This is a genomic window from Dictyobacter aurantiacus (assembly GCF_003967515.1).
In the GTDB taxonomy this organism is placed as follows: domain Bacteria; phylum Chloroflexota; class Ktedonobacteria; order Ktedonobacterales; family Ktedonobacteraceae; genus Dictyobacter; species Dictyobacter aurantiacus.
Genome location: NZ_BIFQ01000001.1, coordinates 2,420,763 through 2,441,419, shown reverse-complemented (window position 1 = coordinate 2,441,419; position 20,657 = coordinate 2,420,763). Strand labels below are relative to the sequence as shown.

The window sequence follows — 20,657 nt, the reverse complement described above, 5'->3', positions numbered from 1 at the left end:
CAAGACGACCCTTAGCGCAATAACGCCTTTCCCCATATTTCAACCACCTCAATGGCTCAGAAGGATAAGTACTGCCAAATCATGAAACACCCTGAAACACCCAACTCCCCCTACCCACAAGTCCCATCCAGCCACTTGAACGCATGAGCTGTGTGATCTGTCAACACTTTTTCAAACTTTGTTTGAAAAAGTGTTGACAGATCACACAGCTCATGCTATTATAAACCACGTCGAAACGAACCGCTTGTATGTGCAGGCGAACCGGTGATTGTAGCGAAGAGGGCACACCCGTTCCCATCCCGAACACGGAAGTTAAGCTCTTCAGCCCTGATGATACTGCGTGGGCAACTGCGTGGGAAAATAAGACATCGCCGTTTCACCTGCCCACACGGGCGAATCGATCGCGGGAGTGGCTCAGTGGTAGAGCACTTCCTTGCCAAGGAAGATGTCGCGGGTTCGAATCCCGTCTCCCGCTCCACAGGCACCACCTCTTTGAGATGGTGCCTTTTTTCTTTCTGTTTCCCGAGAAAGAAATCAGACGCAAGGTCCGAACGTGTAGGTGCATATCCATTCCATTTGGAGAGGGCAATCAAGAAGGCTGGATTTCAATGATGGTCTGCTGGGTCTTGCGCAGCTTGCCGACCCCCATGAAGATGCGATACATCAATCCATATTTGCGAGCCAACGCCTCCTTGCCGATATGTTGTTCTTCAACTGGCAGCTCACGGGCCTGTCCACTTATCTCTGGCCCCTGCACAACACCCCTACGATTACATGGCGCCAGGCGCACCTGTCCATTGTTGCGAATGCGTTTAACCTTGGCCGCCCCTTTGACGGTCGTAACGTACAGCCTGCCCTGCTCCAGCGCGAACCAGACCGGTGTAGGGACAGCCTGCCCCGATTTGCGGAACGTCGTCAACTGGATAAAGCTCTCTTTGGTCAGATAATCAAAGGTGGCCGGCCCGACGGATGAAGTATCACGAATATTCATAACGGTTATCTGTCCTCTCAATAAGATAGAAACGTACACGTAGGTGCCGAGCTCGCCCCGGCCTGGCTGCGCAGCAGCCCCGTACCCGGGCGTATACGTTTCTTTTAACACATGAACGTTCCCAGGAAAGGATGAACCAGTGAATAAGCACGCGATTGCGTTGATCGGCGCTCATAGGGAACATGTCCTCTTTGGTGGAACGTGCACGCCCGGAAGCCGGCCGCTTCGCTGCAAAGCCGGGGCAAGCCCGGCACCTACGTGTACGTTTCTTTTTTCTTGTTACGGTTTCTTTTGGCAATTTTATGAACTGCACCCTATCTGCATATAGGACGCTTGATCGGGTAGAGACAGGGTAGCTAGAAGCACCAACTCCTGCGACCTCCCCGCGCTGCCGCATGCAGCAACTTTCGCGACTTCCCCACTTTGCCGCGTGCAGCAACTTCCACGGCCTCCCCACTTTTTTATATGCTGATGCGCACCCGCTGCATCAGCATATAAAAAAAACAGCGCGGCCGCGCTGCGGCCGCGAGTGCGGAGGCGCTCACCTTCCCTCCAGGGCGACGGACCCACACCCATTTTAAATAAACAGCCTGAATAGGCCGCTGAAGCAGCGCCAGCGTAATAGATTTCTGGCAAATCCATAAAAAAAAGCAAATTTAGTCCCAAACCCCCTTGCATTGCTCGGGCAGATGCACTATAATAGGCAACGTCAAACGTTGATGAGCGTGTAACTCAGTGGTAGAGTATCCGACTTTTAATCGGGTTGCCGTGGGTTCGATCCCCACCACGCTCACTTTTTTTATGCTACACTGGCTTTCCAACCTGGCTCACCGATACAGACAGGTTGGTGCTTGTGCCTTCAAGCACAACAAAGTCCAGGTGTAGTTTTTTTTGTTTGCCTATGTATTGTCAACGTGTCGATTTTGTAAAACGTAATACATACAGAGCTCGGGTGTGCCAGATATTTGCTATGGGTATAGTCTACTACTACCCTTGTTTTGATGACCTGTATCGTGATAAACTTACTCGCAGTACTCAAGAATGAAATGCTGTTGCATGACATACGTTTTGACCAACATGAAGTATGGAGCAGCAGCACTTAACAGGAGGCAGTGCCACCGGGCAGTTGCGCGGATTTGTGGTGCTGATTGGATGTGACAAAACGCATACTTGTTGTCGATGACAGAAATGAATTACTTCACCTGATGCGTCGTGTGCTGGAAGATGAGCAGTATCAGGTTTCGATTTTGCAAGAGGGGAAAGATGCCTTCGCGACCGCCAAGAGCATGATCCCTGACCTACTGATTCTCGACCTGAAACTGGGTGATATGTCCGGGCAAGAGGTATTAAAGCAGATAAAAAGTGATACAACCACTGCCGATATTCCTGTAATTGTCTATACCGCCGCAGTCCTTGAGGCTGAGGAAGTATCCAGGTCGATCGAGAGTCAACCAAAGTTTTATAATGACGTCCACCTGTTGCGCAAACCCTTCGAACTTACCGCCCTACTGGATAAGGTCGAAGAATTGCTGTAGAATCCCGGACACGTATAAGTACCATTTATGAACGTATGAGTGGTTGAACATAGCAGGGTATCTGTATACTGAACTTATAAAACATACAGAAAGGAATCGCAAATGAAATTTGTGTTAGGATTGGTCTTTGGATTTGGCCTGGGTGTGGCGACTGGCCTGTTGCTGGCTCCCCAATCAGGTGAGGCGACGCGTGCCCAATTAAATGAGCAGGGCATCCAGTTGCGCGGTGGCGCGTTTAATGATGAGATCCGTGCTCGCGCTCAGGAGGCTCTGGTTCAGGGCCGTGAGCTCTATTCGCGCACCAAAACAGAATTAAATGATCGCTATAGCCGCGCCAAAAACAGCAACTTCTAATAGCTGTTATTTCGCACTCAAAAAAGGTCTGCACTCTCAAAGAGTAGCAGACCTTTTTTTATGGTATGGATGTGTAGTGGCAGCCTCACGTGAATCGCGTGAGGCTGCCACTACACATCCATACCATAAAAACTATATAGTAATAATTGTGGAGTTAATACTAATTTAGCATAAGAAAGTGATTATAAGCTATGCCTCCTTTGCAAGATGAACAGATTCAGGAACCCATCTGTACTTTCTGGGCGATCGGCGATCTGCATTATCGCGCCCTTCCGGCCTGGCAGCAGATTCATACGCAGCGACTGGCCGCGCTGTTTGAAGATGTACGAGAGCTGTGGCAGCAAGAGGGGCGGCCCGCCTTCTGTGTTTCGCCGGGGGATGTCGTAGATACGTGCGCGCTGGAAAATTACCAGGTCGCGCGCGATTCGTTGCAGGCCCAATTTGGCGCGCTCCCTTTTTATCCGGGCGTTGGCAACCACGAGTATCATGGACCCGATGGAGAGGACCCCGCGCGCATGGGCGAGACCTTTACCTCTGTCTGGGGCAGGCCGTTACGCTATAGCTGGCAGGAACAGGGTGTGATCTTTATTATGCTTGACTATCCCGATCCGATGACGCTGGAAGATCCACAGCGCGTCTATATTTCGCCGCAGACTCTGGCATTCCTGGAGCAGACGCTGCAGGAGCACTCGGGCCAGCCGACCGTTATTTTCCTGCATTGCCCTCTGCATAATACCGTTCTGGATCGCAATGTGGAGACGCATCGCGATTTTAACTCGCTGCAGCATTTCTTCGCGCCAGAGAATTCCGCTGAGGTGCGCGCGATCCTGGCCCGACATCAGAACAGCTGCCTGTTTATCAGCGGCCACACCCATTCTGGCTGGGAGGCTCCCAACCTGGTAGTGACCGAGCAGGCTGGCGACCATCCTGTTACCTTTGTGAATCTGATGTCTCCTTGGTACACCGGAGCGCACACCGGCTCGCGTCTGAGCGACGATCGGCAGTCGATGCGCTACATCCCGGACGATCCCGATATCGTGCCCAGCTTCTCCTTCCATCTGTTCAGGGAACACGCCCTGATTCGTGTGCGTGAGCACAGATCCCGCACCTGGCTCAAGTCATGGGAGGTTCCTTTAACGGTTCGTTAAAGGACAATACAGGCGTTTTCTCGGTGCGTATGCACCTTGACAAAGCTAAGGATAGTCGGGTACTGTTTTACCATGATCGATCACATGATCGATCATGCTTTCGCACCTGCATAAAAACCAGTGGGGCTGTGCACACGTGTTCGTGTCTGCTGTGCTCACATGCTCATTGTGTGTTGGTGTATGCGGGGCGCATCCGCGCCCCGCATACACCAACACACAAAAACACGTAGGTTCGGCCCTTGTGGCCGATTTCCTCTCCACGCGCGTGTGGGGAGCGCTCACGTGCCCCCAGATGACGAAAGTAAGGCCTACACTTAGACCAGATGGACCTCTCCGGAGGAGAGATGGAAGAAGGAGCCCTATGAAGCTTAGTTTTCTCACTGCGAATGTGAACGACTTAGAAAAAGCGGCGAAGCTTGGTTTTGATGGCATCGAGCTGAATATACGAGCCTTCGGCAATCCAGCCAATGGTGCCCTCGATAAAGACGCGATCGCGCATGCACGCCAGCTAGCCAACAAATATCATGTGGGCATTCATTCACTGGCGTTCTACGATGTTTCGGGGCGGCAGTACAACGAGAATCCTGACCTGGTAGTTCCGGCTTACGAGCGTGTCTTTGATGCATTGGAGGCGCTGGAACTGGATGTGGTGGCGAGCATGGGTGGATTTGATGCCAGCAAAGATTGGGATGGCAATATCCAACTGTTCGCGGATCGTTTCGGTCCTGTGGCTGAGATCGCGGAGAAGCGCGGCGTTAAGATCGCCTTCGAGAACTGGATGTCGGTCCATGGACGTCTACCGTTTAAGCCTGTGAATATTGGTGGCTCGCCCGATACCTGGGATGCGATGTTTAAGGCGGTTCCTTCGCGCGCGCTAGGCCTGGAGTTCGACCCTTCCCACCTCTACTGGCAGGGAATCGATCATATTCGCGCGCTCCGTGAGTTTAAGGACCGCATCTATCACGTGCATGCCAAGGATACCGAGATGCTGCCAGAGCGCCGCTATAGGGGTGGCGTCAACGGCGATTATTTCCGCTTCCGCATTCCTGGCTACGGTGAAATCAACTGGCCGCAGTTTATCTCGGCCCTCGATGAGATCGGCTATACCGGCGATATCGCCATCGAGCATGAAGATCCCGTCTACTGGAACGATAAATTTGATGAAGGTCTGGATCGCGGCTGGCATGTGCTCAATCCACTGATCCATCCCCAGGAGCGCTCCTGGCAGAACGTTACCATTACCAGGTAAATGCTCTACACAAAAAGTTTTGTGCTGTTTTATTGAAAAGGAGGTGGTGCAACGTCGTTGCACCACCTCCTTTTCAATAAACTCATTGGCAATCTCATCTTTTTTTGTGCATGGTTCGTATTATAATTGTCGTCATATTGACGCACATAGTTATCATGATAGAGTTTCTTTAGCAAGCATAATTTAAGGGGTGAAAGCATTATGAGTCTTGTTCTTGGTGCAGCACTTAACCCTGGTGGTCTTATTGCCTGGATTGTTATTGGTCTGGTTGCCGGCTGGCTGGCTGGTATGATCATGCCGGGCAAAGGCTATGGTATTATCGGTGACCTGATTCTGGGTCTGATTGGCGCTTTTGTTGGTGGCTTGATTGTTAATCTGGTTGCTCCTGATGCCTCGTTTGGTTTCTGGGGTAGCCTGGTGGTGGCACTGATTGGTGCCTGTATCCTGGTTGCGATCCTGCACTCTGTGACGGGACGCAGAGCGGTATAAGCGGCTCTCGCGCCAAACAAAAAGGATGCTCCAAGGGAGAAACCCTTGGAGCATCCTTTTTGTTTGGTGTATACCCGCTAGCTGGCGCGCAGACGGAAGGAATAGGTGCCTGAGCCAAGCTCAAACAGCATGCGTTCCTCTTCTTCCTGCACAAAGGTTACGCCGTCGGCCTCTTCAGCCGGGACGCCTCCTTCTAATATCTGTGTGTCGCTGGTTGCTGGCAGGGCGATGGTGGCCGTGGTATTCGCTGGAATCGTGACCGTGAAGGTCTGCGCGCCTCCCTCTTTTTGCCAGGCGCTGGCGATGCGGCCGTGGATCGACATAAACTCGGCCTTGACATAGGTGAGATCGTCCCCAGGATAGGGGCGCAACTGGATATGCTGATAGCCGGGCCGCTGCTGGTCGGTACTGATGCCCGCCACGTATTGGAAGAGCCACTGTCCCACCGAACCCAGCGAATAATGATTGAAAGAGTTCATGCCTGGATCCTGGAAACCTTTGTCGGTGGTCCAGCCATCCCAGCGCTCCCAGATCGTGGTGGCGCCGTGTTTAATCGAGTAACCCCACGATGGGAAGGTGTCGTTGTTGAGTAGCTGGTAAGCAACCTCGCTGTAGCCGGAGTTGGTGAGGACCGGACAGAGATAACCGACGCCTACAAAGCCGGTTGAGAGATGACCATTCTTTTTCTCGATCTCTTTGACCAGGTGCCGGGCGGCCAGGGGGCGCAAATGTTCCGGTAGCAGTTGCATCTGGAGCGCGACCACGTAGCAGGTCTGGGTGCCCCCGCTGATATAGCCCTCTTCATCGACATAGGCGCGCGTGAACGCTTCACTGATACCTTTGAAGAGGCGCTGATACTTTTCCTCGTCCTCGTCGCGTCCCAGGGCGTGGGCGATGCGAGACATCAGCAGGGCATCATAGCCGAAGTAGGCGGTGCCCAGTAGTTCTTTGGGGGTATCAGCATCGATCGAGAGCCAGTCGCCATAGTCGTTGTTGCGTTTGTTTTTCCACAGCAGATCAGGATTGGCTTCGTGTAGATAGGCCAGCCAGCGGGCCATGGCCTCGTAGTGCTCCTCCAGGATGCGTGTATCCCCATACATCTGATAGATGGTCCAGGGTACGATGATGCCCGCGTCACCCCAGGCGGGGGCACCATTGACCTTCACAACTATGCGTGGGGCCACGCCGGGGAAGCCACCATCGGGCGCCTGCGCATCGACCACGTCGCGCATCCACTTGGTGAAGAAGGCGGCCACGTCCATGTTGTAGCAGGCGGTACGCACGAAAATCTGAGCATCGCCCATCCAGCCCAGGCGCTCGTCGCGCTGGGGACAATCGGTGGGCACGCTGATAAAATTGCCCCGCTGCCCCCAGACGATGTTTTTCTGCAGCTGGTTCACCATAGGATTAGAGCATTCGAAGCTGCCGGTGGGCGGGGTATCCGAGTGGGCCACCATGCCGGTCAGGGTCTCCAGCGTTGGCTGGCCTGGATAGCCACTGATCTCGACATAGCGAAAGCCATGGAAGGTAAAGTGCGGCTCAAAGATCTCCTGTCCCTGTCCTTTGAGAATGTAGGTATCGGTCTGGCGCGCGCTGCGCAGATTGGTGGTATAGATAGTTCCATCCGGATTGAGCATCTCGACGAAGCGCAGCTGCACGCGTGTACCGGCCTCTCCCGCGACCTGTAGACGTACCCAGCCGACCATGTTTTGCCCCATATCATAAATAAAGACCCCTGGCGAGACCTCTGTCACGGCCTGGGGGGTCAGGGTCTGGGTGACCCGGATCGGCTGAGCGGGCTCGGCCACCAGCCGTACGGCGGCGTCACGCTCCTCAACCAGGACTGGCTGCCAGCGATCGTCGGCCTGAAAGGTCGGCTGGTCCCAGCCAGCCAGCTCATGGCGTGCATCATAGGTCTCGCCGGCCAGGAAGTCCGAATAGACGATGGGGCCCAGGGCACCCTGCCAGTTCTCATCCGAGATGATCGTTTGACTGCTGCCATCGGTATATTCTATCTGCATCTGCAGCAGGAGGCGGGGAGCTGAGCCGTAGTGCTGATAGTTGTTGCCATTGCCATCGATCCAGAAGCCGACGTGTCCGGCATACCAGCCAGTGCCCAGGATGGCCGCGACGCTATTCTCTCCCTGTTGGAGTTGAGCCGTGACATCGTAGGTCTGATACTGGATGCGCCGCTGGTAGTCGGTCCAGCCAGGTGCGAAATAGGCATCCCCAACGCGCTGGCCGTTGATGTGAACCTCATAGACCCCTTTCGCTGTCACATAGAGGCGCGCCTTGCGTACAGCTCGGGGTAACGTGGCGATGGTGCGCAGGTAGGGACTTGACTGCAGGCCGGGCAGCTTTTGCATTGGTTCCACATCGATGGCGTCGTAGGCCGGCATAGATGACTGTAGCCCGATCCACTTGCTCTGCCAGTCACCATCGTTCAACAGGCCCATCTCCCAGCTGGCGCTGGCGCTGAAGTCCGATGCCTCATCTCGCGCATCCCAGACGCGTACCTGCCACCAGTACTGCTGGCCCGAAGTAAGCACGCTGCCAGCATACACGATATGGCTACTCTGCCGAGACGAGACCTTGCCGCTGTCCCAGAGATCCCCCTGGCCCTGTGCCAGTCCGGACTCACTACTGCTAACCAGAATCTGGTAGGCTGTTTGCTTCAACGAACGCTGCCCCGGAGTGGTAGCCTCCAGCTGCCAGCTCAATCGGGGTTGCGTGGTATCGATACCAGATGGATTGTCCAGATATTCGCAACGCAGCCGTACCGGTGTTATTGTTGTCGTCATGACGCTGTTCTTCCTTCCGTGCGAGAAATAGTCATGTTCTATAGTAACGTCATCCTTCATTCTGTTTCGGAGTCTTTCAATTGGTTAACATATGGGCCGCGTCATTGTCAAGCTTTTCCTGAATTTTTTTGAGAAGTGGTCAATTATAAGTCATTCGCTTGCATCTCCAGTCATTCCGGCATAAGCTAAAGGGAGAAAAGAGCAATGTTTTCAGAGTGTGGCTGACTCCCGTCACCCTGGGAACACGTGAGCGCCCCCACACGCGCGTCCGCTGCGCGGCCGCGCTAGTTTTATATTGATGCATGAGGGGCGCATCCGCGCCCCTCATGCATCAATATAAAATGGATTTGCGGGCACCGGAGGTACGAAATCTCATGCAGGCTGCAGGCGAGGAGCATGAGAGTATCTGGGGAATGGAGCATTCATTGGTTGGTAGAAAGAAAAAGGAAGCTATGTCGCAAAAGATCGCTTATCTGGATTGTCATTCTGGTGTGAGTGGAGATATGTTGTTGGGCGCGTTTCTGGACGCGGGTCTATCGCTGGACAGGTTGCGCGGCGAGCTGCAGGCTCTGCCCGTTGAGGGTTATGAGCTCAGGCTTTCGCCTTATGCGGATCAAGGGATCACGGGCTCGCGCTTTGAAGTTATATTGACAGAGCAAGACCAGCCCACGCGCAGCTTTACCGATATCGCTGCCCTGCTGGCATCGTCTCAGCTCTCGCCGTGGGTGCGCGATACCGCCACGGCCATCTTCCGTCGCCTGGGAGAAGCTGAGGCGACCGTGCATGGTGTTTCCCTGGAAGAGATCCACTTCCACGAAGTGGGCGCGGTCGACTCCATCGTCGATATCGTCGGCAATACGCTGGCGATAGAGATGCTGGGCATTACGCAGCTCTATGCCTCGCCGCTGCCCCTGACGCGTGGCCACCTGCGCATGGCGCATGGATTGATGCCCGTGCCGGCCCCCGCGACGCTGGAGATCCTCAGCGCCGTCAAAGCCCCCTGGGTCCCAACGCAACTGGAGGGTGAATTCGTCACCCCCACGGGAGCCGCCATCCTGGCCACCCTGGCGCGCTTTGAGATGCCGGCCATCGCCATCGAACGCGTCGGCTATGGTTTCGGCAAAAAGCGCGTTATCTGGCCCAACTGCCTGCGTGCCTGCCTGGGAGAAGCCTATGGTCTCCCTCACGACCACCACTATCACCACCATCACGAACTCTCCCACGAGCATACCCACTCCTGAAAACAGACAAATGATAAATTCGGGCCAAAAAAGCTTGACTTTTGGCCCGGCTTAGGGTAATATTGTTTATGTTGTTGAAACGAACACCTGTATGTGCAGGTGAACCGGTGATAATCGCGAAGAGGGTACACCCGTTCCCATCCCGAACACGGAAGTTAAGCTCTTCCTCCCCGATGATACTGCGTGGGCAACTGCGTGGGAAAATAGGAAATCGCCGTTTCACCCGCCCACACGGGTGTTTTTTTCATGTTCGTCAGGGTACAAGGCTAATCGGACGCGAGGTCCGAACATATGGGGAAGAAGTAAGACTAATCGGACGCGAGGTTTGAACGTGGGGGAAAGGATGAGCCCCGACCAGCGTACCGGCACGGGGCTCCATCGTGGTGTGATGTAGTGATTAGAAGGTGCTGGTGCCCTGGTTGGCGTATTTCTCCGCATAGTCGCCAATAACAGGCAGCTTGAAGTATTTGCCCTGGAAGGCATTGACCATACAGATAATCCAGACCACAAAGACGGCCAGACCGATAATGCTGCTCAAGCAACTCACAGCCAGACCTGCGGCACCCAGGCTTCTCGTTAGGATACCAAGAACAATGCTGAGGACGGTCCAACCACCTGTGAGGATGATGGATTGCATGGCGTGGAAGCGGACCAGGCGATTCTTCTTTTCCATAAGGAAGAAGATCAACCCACCGATCCAGCCAAAGATCAGATAGCTCAGGCCACTGGCGATATTCGGATCCATATTCATGCTCGAGCCTTCGCGGCCAGGAGCGTTGGCGCCGTAGGGATTCTGCTGGCCATATGGCGCTTGCTGACCGTATGGGGTCTGCTGCTGGCCATAACCGGGCTGTTGACCATAACCAGGTTGCTGACCGTAGCCTGGCTGCTGCCCCTGCCCCTCATAGGGAGGGTAGCCACCAGACTGATTGTATTGCTGGCCGCTGTAAGGATCGGTTGGTTGTGGCTGCTGCGGCTGATTTGGATTGTAGCCGCCATACTGGCCGGAGCCGGGATACTGACCTGACTGATTAGGATCTTGGTAACTCATAATGCCAACCCTCTCTTTATATGCGTAACTCGCTTGCGCTATGCATAGATGGGTAAAAATAACCCAGCATTCTTAACACTTAAACGCTTGTTCGCCGAAACTTTTGGATGCCAGTTTTGCAGCGGCGGATACACGGTTGTCTGGCATTAGATTTGCCTTTGTCGATAATTCCATAAGAACAAACCTGTTGCATGGATAAGAACGTAGATGATAAAAGGGATGCGTTAGTGTTAAGCATAGCATCGTATGAAGAGGCAATATACAGGTTGCCTCTTCATATTTAAGCCTTCACTACTAGTATAACGAACGAGGATTAGATTTATCCAATCGTTTTGTCATTTCTTTTTGTGTGCGCGGAAGAATAATGATTTTGTGATGTCTGATCCGTAGGGGGAACAATGAAGTTCGACGAATCGGACTGTTCTTCATCATCGGGTTCTTCCTGTTGTGGTAAGCCAGAGCGGCGCAGCTTTTTGCCGGAGGAGATCGCCGCCTGCTCATCTCGCAGTATCGTTATTGGCTCATTGCTGGGCGATAACTCTTCGGCTGGAGCCTCCATCAAGGCTGTATCGATGACCTGGTCCATATTATCGACCAGGATGAAGTTGATCTGCTGGCGAATCTTGGTAGGAATCTCCTGTAGATCTTTCTGGTTAACGGCCGGAATGATCAGATTATGGATATTGGCCTGCTGCGCGGCCAGCACCTTTTCTTTGAGGCCGCCGATAGCCAGTACGCTACCCAGCAGCGTAACCTCGCCCGTCATCGCCAGATCCGTGCGAATCGGTCGATGGGTGAGCGCGGAGACAAGAGCGGTAGCAATGGTGATACCGGCCGAGGGACCATCCTTTGGAATGGCGTTCTCGGGCAGGTGGATATGCAGATCGGTCGTGTCCTGGAAGTTGGAGTCGATATTCAGCTCATCAGCCCTGGTACGAATGTACGAGAGCGCCGCCATTACCGACTCGCGCATGACATCGCCCAGCTGTCCCGTGACCAGTAGCTCGCCCTTACCATTCATGGTAACGACCTCCACCGGCAAGAGGATGCCGCCCATCTCGGTCCAGGCCAGACCCATCGCGGCCCCGATCTGTGTACGCATCAGTGGGGGGGCGTTGGTATAGCGTGGTGGTCCCAGGTACTGTTCCAACTTATTTACCATCAGACGTACATGGGTATCTGGCTTCTCCAGCACACGCCTGGCTACCTTGCGGCAGATGTTGGCCAGCATGCGATCCAGGTTACGCACCCCGGCCTCGCGTGTATAATCCGTCACGATACGCTGCATCACGGTCTGTGGAATCTTCAACTGTTCGGGCGTGAGGCCGTGTTCCTGCAGAACCTTTGGCAGCAGATGCTTCATCCCGATATTGACTTTTTCTTCAAGCATATAGCCGGGCAGATCAATGATATCCATCCTATCGGCCAGTGGACGAGGGATCTGATACTTGATATTGCCGGTACAGATGAAGAATACCTCAGACAGATCGAACGGCATCTCCAGGTAATGGTCGGTAAAGGCCTGATTCTGCTCGGTATCAAGTACCTCAAGCAGGGCGGCGGCCGGATCACCGCGATACTCGGAAGAGAGTTTATCGATCTCATCGAGCAAGAAGACGGGATTGCGTACCCCGACAGTTTTCATACTCTGGATGATGCGACCGGGCAAGGCGCCAACGTAGGTGCGGCGATGTCCACGGATCTCCGCCTCATCGTGCACTCCACCCAACGAGATGCGCGCGAATTTGCGGTTCAGCGCTCTGGCGATCGACTGTCCCAGCGTTGTTTTACCCACACCGGGAGGGCCGATCAGACACAGGATCTGGCCCTGGCTCATATTTCTCGGCTGGCCACTACGCTGAGCGGCCTGAATGCGCAACTGCCGCACTGCCAGGAACTCAAGGATGCGCTCTTTAATGCCCTCCAGGCCATAGTGATCCTCATCAAGAATCTTGCGCGCATTCTCGATATCGAACACTTCCTCGCTACGTTCATTCCATGGCAGGGCCAATACCCAATCGATGTACGAGCGGATCACCGTGAGCTCTGCCGACTGCGAAGGGGTGCGCTCCAGGCGATCGATCTCCTTGCGTACCTTACTGGCGACCTCCGTCGGCAATTGTTTCTCGGCCAGCTTGTTGCGCAGCTCATCGGCCTCCGAAGAGGTCTCCATGCCCAGCTCTTCCTGAATGGCGCGCAGCTGCTCACGCAGATAGAACTCTTTTTGTGAACGATCCACCTGCGACCGGACGCGGCTGCGAATGGTCGTTTCCAGCTCCAGGATCTCGATCTCGTTGCCCATGATCACACAGATCTTCTCCAGCCGCTCCATCGGATCCAGCGTCTCCAGCAGATCCTGTTGCTGCTGCATATCTGTTACCAGGTGGGCCGCGAGTGTATCGGAGAGGAGCGCGGGCGTCTTGAGCGCCACAATCGAGTTAATATCCTCGACGGAAAAACGCCGATTGAGCTGCGCATAGCGTTCAAAGAGGCTGGTCGTATGGCGGACCAGGGCATCGGCGGTGGGCCCCTTTTGTTCGGGCTCAGTCTGCTCGGTCACGCGTACACGGATAAAAGGTTCATGGTCCAAAAATTCATCGATCACGACCCGGTTAATGCCACGAATCAGCACCTGCAGGCTACCATCCTGCTGCCGATGCATGGTCACGATCTCGATCAGCGTGCCGGTGGGGTAGATATCTTTGGCCTGAGGATCATCGATGTCGACGCTACGTTGGGTCGCGGCCACAAGGATATGCTCAGGGCGTAACATTGCTTCTTCAATAGCACGTATGGTCTTCTCACGAGCGATGGGGAGTGCCTGACGATTGTGAGGAAACGCAACGATGCTTTTTAACGCAACCAGAGGATACGCGTTATCTCTATTTTGTACCACATCCAGGCGTTCTTGCTCACTCATTGGTTTCCACCTATCTTCTAACTGATCAACCACAGAGATAACACAACTATACTGCAAAAAGCAGATGAGTCTGCTTTACGCAGACTCATCTTCAGAATAGGTTGTATTTCTTTCACCACGCGTTACCAGTAGCGGTTTATTATGGATGTTTATCACATCTCCATTAATAATCACTTTTTTCACATCGGCACGAGAGGGTATCTCGTACATAATATCTAACAGTACGTCCTCGATAATCGTACGCAATCCGCGTGCGCCCGTCTTTTGACGCAAGGCACATTCGGCTGCGGCCTCCAGGGCATCGTTCGTGAAAACAAGTTCAACGCGGTCGAGTTGTAAGAATTTCTGATATTGTTTGACAATAGCGTTCTTCGGCTCAGTCAAAATACGGATCAGTGCTTCTTTATCCAGGCTGTCGAGGGCAACCTCGACTGGAAGGCGTCCCACAAACTCAGGGATCAAGCCATATTTGAGCAGGTCATCGGGGATGAGCTGCGCCAACACGGTCTCGTTGCTTTCCTTGACCTGCGTGGTTTTTTCTTTTTTATCTGCGTTACGGAAGCCCATAGCCTTGTTGCTGCCCAGGCGTTGCTCGACAATCTTGTCCAGGCCTTCAAAGGCGCCACCACAGATAAACAGGATATTGGCTGTATTGATCTGGATGAAGTCTTGATGTGGATGCTTACGGCCACCCTGGGGTGGAACGTTGGCGACCGTGCCCTCAATGATCTTCAACAAAGCCTGCTGCACGCCTTCGCCAGAGACATCACGCGTAATCGAAGGATTGTCGGACTTACGAGCAATCTTGTCGATTTCGTCGATATAGACTATCCCACGTTCCGCTCGGGCTACATCGAAGTCAGCCATCTGGATTAAACGCAAGAGAATGTTCTCTACGTCCTCACCAACATAACCCGCCTCGGTCAAGGCAGTAGCATCGGCGATACAGAACGGCACATCCAGGACCTTGGCGAGTGTCTGTGCCAGGAGGGTCTTACCGCTACCGGTAGGGCCAATCATCAAGATGTTACTCTTGCCTAGCTCGACGTCATCAACCTGCATCCCAACGCCAACGCGTTTGTAGTGGTTATAGACCGCTACCGACAACGCCTTCTTGGCGCGTTCCTGCCCGATCACATACTGGCTGAGCTGCTCGTAGATCTTCTTCGGCGTGGGTAGTTTGCCCGTCTGGAGGCGAGGCTTGGCAACAGTGGCTTGCTCTTCCTCGATGATTTCTCGACAGAGGTCGATACACTCATCACAGATATAGACACCGCCAGGACCAGCGATTAAACGCTGAACCTGGTCCTGGCTTTTGCCGCAAAAAGAGCACCGGTATGTCGTACGCATATTCTTTGAGTTTGCCACGTCTGTTACCTTTCCTGCATGTACAACACAGCACCAAATGGTTGCATTTCTACTCTACTGTCTCCGTTGTTTGGTCGCCGGGTAGAGGTGTTGCTGCAGCGGTCTCCTCGGCACTGCTATCAGTGGCCTCGGTCTCGCTTGCCAGTGCCGCCGCCTCAGCGTTAGCTACTGCCGCATCCTCTGCCGCCTCTTCCTCCTCGTTTTCCGCGTCGGGATCGGGATCGGTGGTTAGCTCGATCAGGCGGGAAAGCGTCTTTTCGCGGCGGAAGCTCAGCATCAGGGAACGAATCTGATCTTCTGTCTGTGGTAGCGGCTGGCCGATCTGCTCGTAGGCGTTGAAGAGCGCCTCAATCTCAGAAGGCTCAACCGTGATATTTTCTTCGTTAGCGATCTGCTCCTGGACCAGCTGACGTTTGATGCGATCTTCAGCTTCTGGGCGGAGCTCCTGACGGTATTCCTCAGGAGTTTTGTTGACCATCTTCAGGTACTGGGCCATGTTGAGGTGTTGCTGCTCAAGCATGTGACCAAACTGGTGCTCCATCTCGGCTACTTCCTCATCAATCAGTACCGGGTGGATCGAGAATTCGGTCTGATCGATAATGGCCTTCATGGCGGTCTCGCGCAGTTCCTCGTTAATTGTGCGTTTCTTGCGTTCCAGGATGTTGTCGCTGACCGCTTTACGCAGGTCTTCCATGTTATCGAACTGGTCGTCGCTTACTTTTTTCGCGAACTCGTCATCCAGTTCAGGGACCTGTTTGGCCTCGACCGTATTAACGGTTACTTCGTAGTTTGCTTCTTTTCCGGCCAGCTTCTCGTTGCTGTAATCTTCAGGGATGGTGGTGGTAAAAGATTTGCTCTCTCCGGCCTTCATGCCGATGAGATACTCGTCCATGCCGGAAAACAGGCCGTGGCGCTCATTGGTAATCTCAAAGGTGTTATCTTTGAGATCCGAGATCTGCTGATCACCTGAGGTCAGTTTCAGGTCAGCCTTAATGCGATCGTTGTATTCTACAGGGCGATCAACGCTCTCCCACTCGGCCAGGCGATTCTGGAATGACTCGATCTCCTTCTCAACCTCTTCTGAGGTTACCGTGGCCTCTTCGCGGTCAAAATGCATAGATTTATAATCGGGCAACTTGACCGGGGTAATGATGGGAACCGTCAGGCTGAAGTGGTAATCCTGGCCCATCTCGAAGACAGGGGCATCCAGTTTCGGCTGGGTGATCGGAGTAAGATCATTTTCTTTCAGAGCGTTACGATAGGCCTCTGAGATCAGGTCATCAAGACCCTCTTGATAAATATACTCTTTACCTACACGGCGTTCCAGGATGGCGCGGGGTGCTTTGCCACGACGGAAGCCCTGTATATCGACTTGTTTGACCAGTTTGCGATACGCTTTATCGGAAGCCTTTTGCATCTCGTCCCATGTCACATCTACATTCAGGACGGCCTCACTTGTTGGCAACTTTTCTACAGAGACCTTCACATTTCCTCCAACAGGTTTTTTTTGTTGTATTCATGTCACTTGACAGTGTTTAACTTTGCTGCAAAGCTACTTTTTACTTCTGCTCCGCGACACCGGCTATACAAGCATTATGCCTGTGTCACGTATTTGAGAGAATTGAAATTAGACTACGGGAAGCGCAGGGGGGAATCACTACCATAGACCACCCCACAGCAGAAGCTTGCATAAAACCGCATTCACCAACTATCTGTATACGTTACAAACGTGTTGTACTCTACGTCTGATGCAGGTTGCATGTGCGCTTACCATAGAGGGCAGCCTTGCGGATGCCCTCTGTCATAGATAAGTTGGAGCGGGAGACGGGATTCGAACCCGCGACATCTTCCTTGGCAAGGAAGTGCTCTACCACTGAGCCACTCCCGCTTAACTGCGTTTACCATTATAATACATTTGTAAGTGGGCGGTGAGAGACTCGAACTCTCACGGTTCATCACCAACAGATCCTAAGTCTGCCCTGTCTACCAGTTTCAGCAACCGCCCATGTACTTAACGGATAAGAGACAATGGTCTCCACTTGTGGATAATACATCAGTAGCTTACCCTATGTCAAGATAATTTTGGCTGTATTCCGTTCGGTTTACACTTATTCCAGTGCATTGCCGCTGTAACCCGTGGCCCTAAGATTTTTATGGCTCTATATGTTCTTTCATTATAAATGAAGGAGGATGGGATAGGTGTGCCAGGTACGTTGGTGCCCCCGCACGGGCGGCCGCATGTGCGCCCTCGTTCCTCACAGGTTCATTGTTGGCTGCGGCTGGCGCTAGACGCGCCAGCCGCAGCCAACAATGAACCTGTGAGGAACGAGGGCGCACAGGTATTCAGCGCCAGCCGCAGCCAACATTCCTCCCTGGCAGGCAGACCACAATGGCGGCTAGAGGTGGACGCCCCCACATGGGTGGCCGCATGCGCGGCCGCAGTGTTTTTATATGTGTGATGGTGCAATTCTTGCGCATCGCGCAAGAATTGCACCATCACACATATAAAAACTTTATGAGCGCCGTAGGCGCGTAGAGTCAGGAGCCGGAGGCACCAACACACGCTCTTTGAGCGCCTGCCCAGCGCTAGCGCTACTTCCCCTGGTACGGCATGGCCGTCCAATCCCCATAGTCCTGGGGATTGGACTGGGTGGCACTATTATAGATAGTAAAGCTTTTGCCCGCTATCTGATCCCCAGTGTTGGTAGTTCCGGTGAATTTGATGATCTGACCAGAGGTCAGGGTGACGGTAATGCTGATCTCGCCAGCTTTACTCACCGCGCCGGTGAATGGACCACGCTGTCCGTCTGTAACGAACTGGCCCGAGAGCTGACCGGAGGATGTTTCTTTAATGTACAAGAATTGGAAGGATCTGTTGCCCAGGCTCAGACCGACATGGTTCATGGTTCCGGTATAGCAGGAAGCCAGGATGGTACCATCGTTGGCAGCGGGCGAAATGGCATACTGACTTTTGCAGGCAAATATCGGCGATGGCGTTGCGGTCGATTGGGAACGCTGGATGATTGGCGTACTGACGACAGAATGACGCTGGTGCTTCCAGATATTGGTAGCCAGGAAGAGATCTGTGAACCCGGCAATCAGGATCAGGGCCAGCAGGCCGAGCAAGACCTTCTTGCGGCTGGCCGCCTCCTTATTTACATGACCATAGGTTCTGTTTATCCTGAGTCCTGGCAATGGACGCGCATTGGCTGTGGGTTTCTGCGGACCAACCAGTTGTTTGGCCGTAGACAAAACAGCGATGTCCTGCTGCGAGAGCTCAAGCCGGGTGGAGTCCAACATCTTTGTGATCGGACCCGTTACAGCGCCATCAGGCGCTACGACCGCGATACTCAGCGCCTGCCAGAATGCCTCGATCGAGGCATAGCGATCCTCTATGCGCAGGCTCATGGCTTTCGCGATCACGTTAGAAATATTTGGGCTGATCGAGGGACAGATTGTGTGTGCGGACTTTAAGGGATCGACCTGTGTCTGCTCCATGGTGCGCGTCAGAGCATCGGTCGGTACCTTGCCCGTCAGTAAGGTGTAAATAGTCGCGCCCAGGGCGTAGATGTCGGTGCGAATATTGGTTCCCTGCCCATACTGCTCTGGGGCCGCGTAACCGGGCGTTCCGTAGCGAAAGACGCTGGTCGTTTTATCCTCGACATATTCTTTCGCCAGCCCGAAGTCTACCAGCATGGCCTCACCGGTGTTGATGGGGATAATGATATTCGAGGGTTTGATATCGCGATGGATGATCGGCGCCTCTCTTGTATGCAAATATGTCAATGCATCAACGATAGGGTTCAGCAGGGTCAGGGTCAGAGCGAGGGAGAAGCGCTTCTCTGGTTGTTCGCGGCGCAACTGTTCCAGATCTTTCCCCTGTATATAATCCATGAGCATATAGATGCGGTTAAGCTGAGTATCCTCAAAAACCTGGTACACCCGTGGTAGAGCGCGATGCGAGAGACGCCGCAGCAAGCCGGCTTCAAAGCTCAGCTGGCTGCGTTCATGATGATCAGGATCGATTACCTCTTTCAGCGCATAGCGTGTTTGTCTTGCACGCCGTTCGCGCACCAGGTAGACGGCGCTAAAGCCTCCCTGTCCAAGCAAATCTTCAATAAGGTAGCGTCCACCCTCGCTATCCTGTATGATCGCTCCGAGCGGAAGCGTTAACTGGTCCTGGAGCACACAATACCTCGCAGATTCAGAACAATGGGTACGATATCTCTTGCGTCCTTTATATGTATACACTAAGCTAAGCAGATATACGCATCAGATACATATTTTACCCTAAACGGGTAAAAACCACCATCCTGGCAGAGGTTTGTTGTTCGCTGGGGTAGCGATAATCGGTTTAGGAGTTGGAGTGGGTAGCGGCGTAGCGGCGGTGTGCGGTGGCCGTTTTCGCGTCTGCTTCGCCAGTGGAGCTGGAGCCGGCAATGTAGCCTGACCACAGCCGCTTAACAGGAGCAGCATGCCGCAGCCCAGCCAGATAAAGCAGATCATCTTTTTTCGCATGCGTACTCCCTTTCACATAGTAATCGACTAGGCGTGTCGCCAGCCGTGGCGTATTACCCCGAAGCCGATGGCCAGCAGCAGTACCATAGTGAGTTGCAGCAGGGGGGCATCCGGTGTCGCGGCATCGGGCAAGACCGGCACGGCGCCCGTCTGCGGTAGACCTGGAATGCCAGGCGTGGTTGCAGTGACCAGCTGAGCCTTTGGGTTGCCTTTGACCATACCAACGGCGAAGACGCTGGTAATGGTATTGGGTGCCAGTGTTTTGGGAACCGCAAGTGTTTGATTGACGAGCGGTACCGTCACCTTGAACTCGCAGGGGCCGGTATCCATATCAATATAAGAGCTACCATCCCGATAAGCCATATTTTTGACGGTATTGTCTTCCCCGATGGTTGCATCGATCTGTCCCGCGTCAGGAATCAGGTGGTATACACGTACCCTGGCCTGGTTGGCCGACACTTTATTGTTATCGACAAATACCTGCAGATCCAGCGTTTGAGGCGTCGCACCGATGGCCGCCACAGTATATGCCTTGCCCGTCTCAACTGGTAGCGTTTTGGTCAGGGCCGACGCGCCAATCCCTTTACCCACCAGCGCGATCTGTACCTTGTGGTTGCCAGACGGTAGAGCCGCGTAATCTGTGACCGACGCAAATTGAAAGCTATTGAGGAACGCTTTCCCATCCACAAAAACATCGGCTGTGCCCACAAAAGGTGAGGCATGAATGACACGAACATACGATGTATTTGCATCCGCCAATGCCGAGTGTGTGGAAACGGTACCCAGGCCAAAAAATCCCAGCAAAAACATGATACCCACCAGGAGACCGCCGCGGCGGAGCAGCCGGGTAGGGTACAGTAAACCCTTCATTCTATATTCTCTCTTCTCAATGTATAAATCCGCTTGATTAAGACAGCTATGAAAACAATGGTATAGATGAGGTGTATATTCATTTGAAAAGCAATAAGGACATGTGGAACGGTGTGACGCTA

15 protein-coding genes, 4 tRNA genes and 2 rRNA genes are annotated in these 20,657 nt (G+C 53.5%); 10 read left to right on the top strand and 11 right to left on the bottom strand.

The annotated features are described in order from the left end of the window. Window positions 1-260: 260 nt before the first annotated feature. Both rrf (KTT_RS09880) and KTT_RS09875 read left to right on the top strand, forming a co-directional pair. Window positions 261-377, top strand: a 5S ribosomal RNA gene (gene rrf, locus KTT_RS09880). Window positions 378-403: 26 nt separating this feature from the next. Then, window positions 404-478 (top strand) — tRNA-Gly (locus tag KTT_RS09875). Between the two features lie 111 nt (window positions 479-589). Here KTT_RS09875 and KTT_RS09870 read toward each other — a convergent pair. Continuing rightward, on the bottom strand, window positions 590-991 hold the full coding sequence (locus tag KTT_RS09870; RefSeq protein WP_126595814.1) for a PPOX class F420-dependent oxidoreductase: 402 nt from the start codon (window positions 989-991) through the stop codon (window positions 590-592). 721 nt (window positions 992-1,712) lie between these two features. On the opposite strand from KTT_RS09870, the gene KTT_RS09865 reads away from it, so the two are divergent. The 6 genes from KTT_RS09865 to KTT_RS09840 all read left to right on the top strand — a co-directional run bounded on the left by KTT_RS09865 (window position 1,713) and on the right by KTT_RS09840 (window position 5,766). Further along, a tRNA-Lys gene (locus KTT_RS09865) sits at window positions 1,713-1,784 on the top strand. Window positions 1,785-2,145: 361 nt separating this feature from the next. Then, window positions 2,146-2,526 carry a response regulator gene (locus tag KTT_RS09860; RefSeq protein WP_126595813.1) on the top strand — a complete coding sequence of 127 codons (381 nt, stop codon included), beginning with the start codon at window positions 2,146-2,148 and terminating at the stop codon, window positions 2,524-2,526. A 102-nt stretch (window positions 2,527-2,628) separates the two neighbouring features. After that, window positions 2,629-2,880: a YtxH domain-containing protein gene (locus KTT_RS09855; RefSeq protein ID WP_126595812.1), complete on the top strand. Its 252-nt coding sequence runs from the start codon at window positions 2,629-2,631 to the stop codon at window positions 2,878-2,880. A 191-nt stretch (window positions 2,881-3,071) separates the two neighbouring features. Further along, window positions 3,072-4,028, top strand: a complete 957-nt coding sequence (locus KTT_RS09850) for a metallophosphoesterase family protein (RefSeq protein WP_126595811.1) — start codon at window positions 3,072-3,074, stop codon at window positions 4,026-4,028. A 361-nt stretch (window positions 4,029-4,389) separates the two neighbouring features. Beyond that, on the top strand, window positions 4,390-5,277 hold the full coding sequence (locus tag KTT_RS09845; RefSeq protein ID WP_160145771.1) for a sugar phosphate isomerase/epimerase family protein: 888 nt from the start codon (window positions 4,390-4,392) through the stop codon (window positions 5,275-5,277). Between the two features lie 201 nt (window positions 5,278-5,478). Continuing rightward, window positions 5,479-5,766 carry a GlsB/YeaQ/YmgE family stress response membrane protein gene (locus KTT_RS09840; protein ID WP_126595809.1) on the top strand — a complete coding sequence of 96 codons (288 nt, stop codon included), beginning with the start codon at window positions 5,479-5,481 and terminating at the stop codon, window positions 5,764-5,766. A gap of 77 nt (window positions 5,767-5,843) precedes the next feature. Here the strand turns inward: KTT_RS09840 and KTT_RS09835 are convergent, their stop codons facing one another. Beyond that, a complete protein-coding gene (locus KTT_RS09835) occupies window positions 5,844-8,567 on the bottom strand; it encodes a family 78 glycoside hydrolase catalytic domain (protein ID WP_126595808.1) in 2,724 nt (907 codons plus the stop codon). Between the two features lie 452 nt (window positions 8,568-9,019). On the opposite strand from KTT_RS09835, the gene larC reads away from it, so the two are divergent. Both larC and rrf (KTT_RS09825) read left to right on the top strand, forming a co-directional pair. Next, window positions 9,020-9,808: a nickel pincer cofactor biosynthesis protein LarC gene (larC, locus tag KTT_RS09830; protein ID WP_160145770.1), complete on the top strand. Its 789-nt coding sequence runs from the start codon at window positions 9,020-9,022 to the stop codon at window positions 9,806-9,808. A 103-nt stretch (window positions 9,809-9,911) separates the two neighbouring features. Further along, window positions 9,912-10,028 (top strand): 5S ribosomal RNA (gene rrf, locus KTT_RS09825). Window positions 10,029-10,205: 177 nt separating this feature from the next. Here rrf (KTT_RS09825) and KTT_RS36685 read toward each other — a convergent pair. The 9 genes from KTT_RS36685 to KTT_RS09775 form a co-directional block, all read right to left on the bottom strand. Further along, window positions 10,206-10,859, bottom strand: coding sequence for a DUF4870 domain-containing protein (locus tag KTT_RS36685; RefSeq protein WP_218030862.1), 654 nt, complete (start codon window positions 10,857-10,859; stop codon window positions 10,206-10,208). 319 nt (window positions 10,860-11,178) lie between these two features. Then, the gene (gene lon / locus KTT_RS09810) at window positions 11,179-13,779 is read right to left on the bottom strand and encodes an endopeptidase La (protein ID WP_126595806.1); all 2,601 of its coding nucleotides are present in this window, start codon (window positions 13,777-13,779) and stop codon (window positions 11,179-11,181) included. A gap of 75 nt (window positions 13,780-13,854) precedes the next feature. After that, window positions 13,855-15,147: an ATP-dependent Clp protease ATP-binding subunit ClpX gene (gene clpX / locus KTT_RS09805; RefSeq protein ID WP_307720641.1), complete on the bottom strand. Its 1,293-nt coding sequence runs from the start codon at window positions 15,145-15,147 to the stop codon at window positions 13,855-13,857. Window positions 15,148-15,196: 49 nt separating this feature from the next. Next, a complete protein-coding gene (gene tig / locus KTT_RS09800; RefSeq protein ID WP_160145769.1) occupies window positions 15,197-16,633 on the bottom strand; it encodes a trigger factor in 1,437 nt (478 codons plus the stop codon). A 327-nt stretch (window positions 16,634-16,960) separates the two neighbouring features. Next, window positions 16,961-17,035, bottom strand: a tRNA-Gly gene (locus tag KTT_RS09795). Between the two features lie 34 nt (window positions 17,036-17,069). Further along, window positions 17,070-17,152: transfer RNA gene (locus tag KTT_RS09790), tRNA-Leu, on the bottom strand. Between the two features lie 587 nt (window positions 17,153-17,739). Continuing rightward, window positions 17,740-19,335 carry a serine/threonine protein kinase gene (locus KTT_RS09785; protein ID WP_160145768.1) on the bottom strand — a complete coding sequence of 532 codons (1,596 nt, stop codon included), beginning with the start codon at window positions 19,333-19,335 and terminating at the stop codon, window positions 17,740-17,742. 102 nt (window positions 19,336-19,437) lie between these two features. Further along, complete coding sequence (locus KTT_RS09780; protein WP_126595803.1) at window positions 19,438-19,665, bottom strand: hypothetical protein; 228 nt, start codon at window positions 19,663-19,665, stop codon at window positions 19,438-19,440. A gap of 27 nt (window positions 19,666-19,692) precedes the next feature. Further along, window positions 19,693-20,535: a DUF4397 domain-containing protein gene (locus KTT_RS09775; protein WP_126595802.1), complete on the bottom strand. Its 843-nt coding sequence runs from the start codon at window positions 20,533-20,535 to the stop codon at window positions 19,693-19,695. Window positions 20,536-20,657 lie beyond the last annotated feature (122 nt).

Bases quoted from the DNA above. Each gene is read 5' to 3' on its own strand.
- KTT_RS09870 (WP_126595814.1), bottom strand. From the start codon at position 991: ATGAATATTCGTGATACTTCATCCGTCGGGCCGGCCACCTTTGATTAT.
- KTT_RS09855 (WP_126595812.1), top strand. From the start codon at position 2,629: ATGAAATTTGTGTTAGGATTGGTCTTTGGATTTGGCCTGGGTGTGGCG.
- KTT_RS09850 (WP_126595811.1), top strand. From the start codon at position 3,072: ATGCCTCCTTTGCAAGATGAACAGATTCAGGAACCCATCTGTACTTTC.
- KTT_RS09845 (WP_160145771.1), top strand. From the start codon at position 4,390: ATGAAGCTTAGTTTTCTCACTGCGAATGTGAACGACTTAGAAAAAGCG.
- KTT_RS09840 (WP_126595809.1), top strand. From the start codon at position 5,479: ATGAGTCTTGTTCTTGGTGCAGCACTTAACCCTGGTGGTCTTATTGCC.
- KTT_RS09835 (WP_126595808.1), bottom strand. From the start codon at position 8,567: ATGACGACAACAATAACACCGGTACGGCTGCGTTGCGAATATCTGGAC.
- larC (WP_160145770.1), top strand. From the start codon at position 9,020: ATGTCGCAAAAGATCGCTTATCTGGATTGTCATTCTGGTGTGAGTGGA.
- KTT_RS36685 (WP_218030862.1), bottom strand. From the start codon at position 10,859: ATGAGTTACCAAGATCCTAATCAGTCAGGTCAGTATCCCGGCTCCGGC.
- lon (WP_126595806.1), bottom strand. From the start codon at position 13,779: ATGAGTGAGCAAGAACGCCTGGATGTGGTACAAAATAGAGATAACGCG.
- KTT_RS09780 (WP_126595803.1), bottom strand. From the start codon at position 19,665: ATGCGAAAAAAGATGATCTGCTTTATCTGGCTGGGCTGCGGCATGCTG.
- KTT_RS09775 (WP_126595802.1), bottom strand. From the start codon at position 20,535: ATGAAGGGTTTACTGTACCCTACCCGGCTGCTCCGCCGCGGCGGTCTC.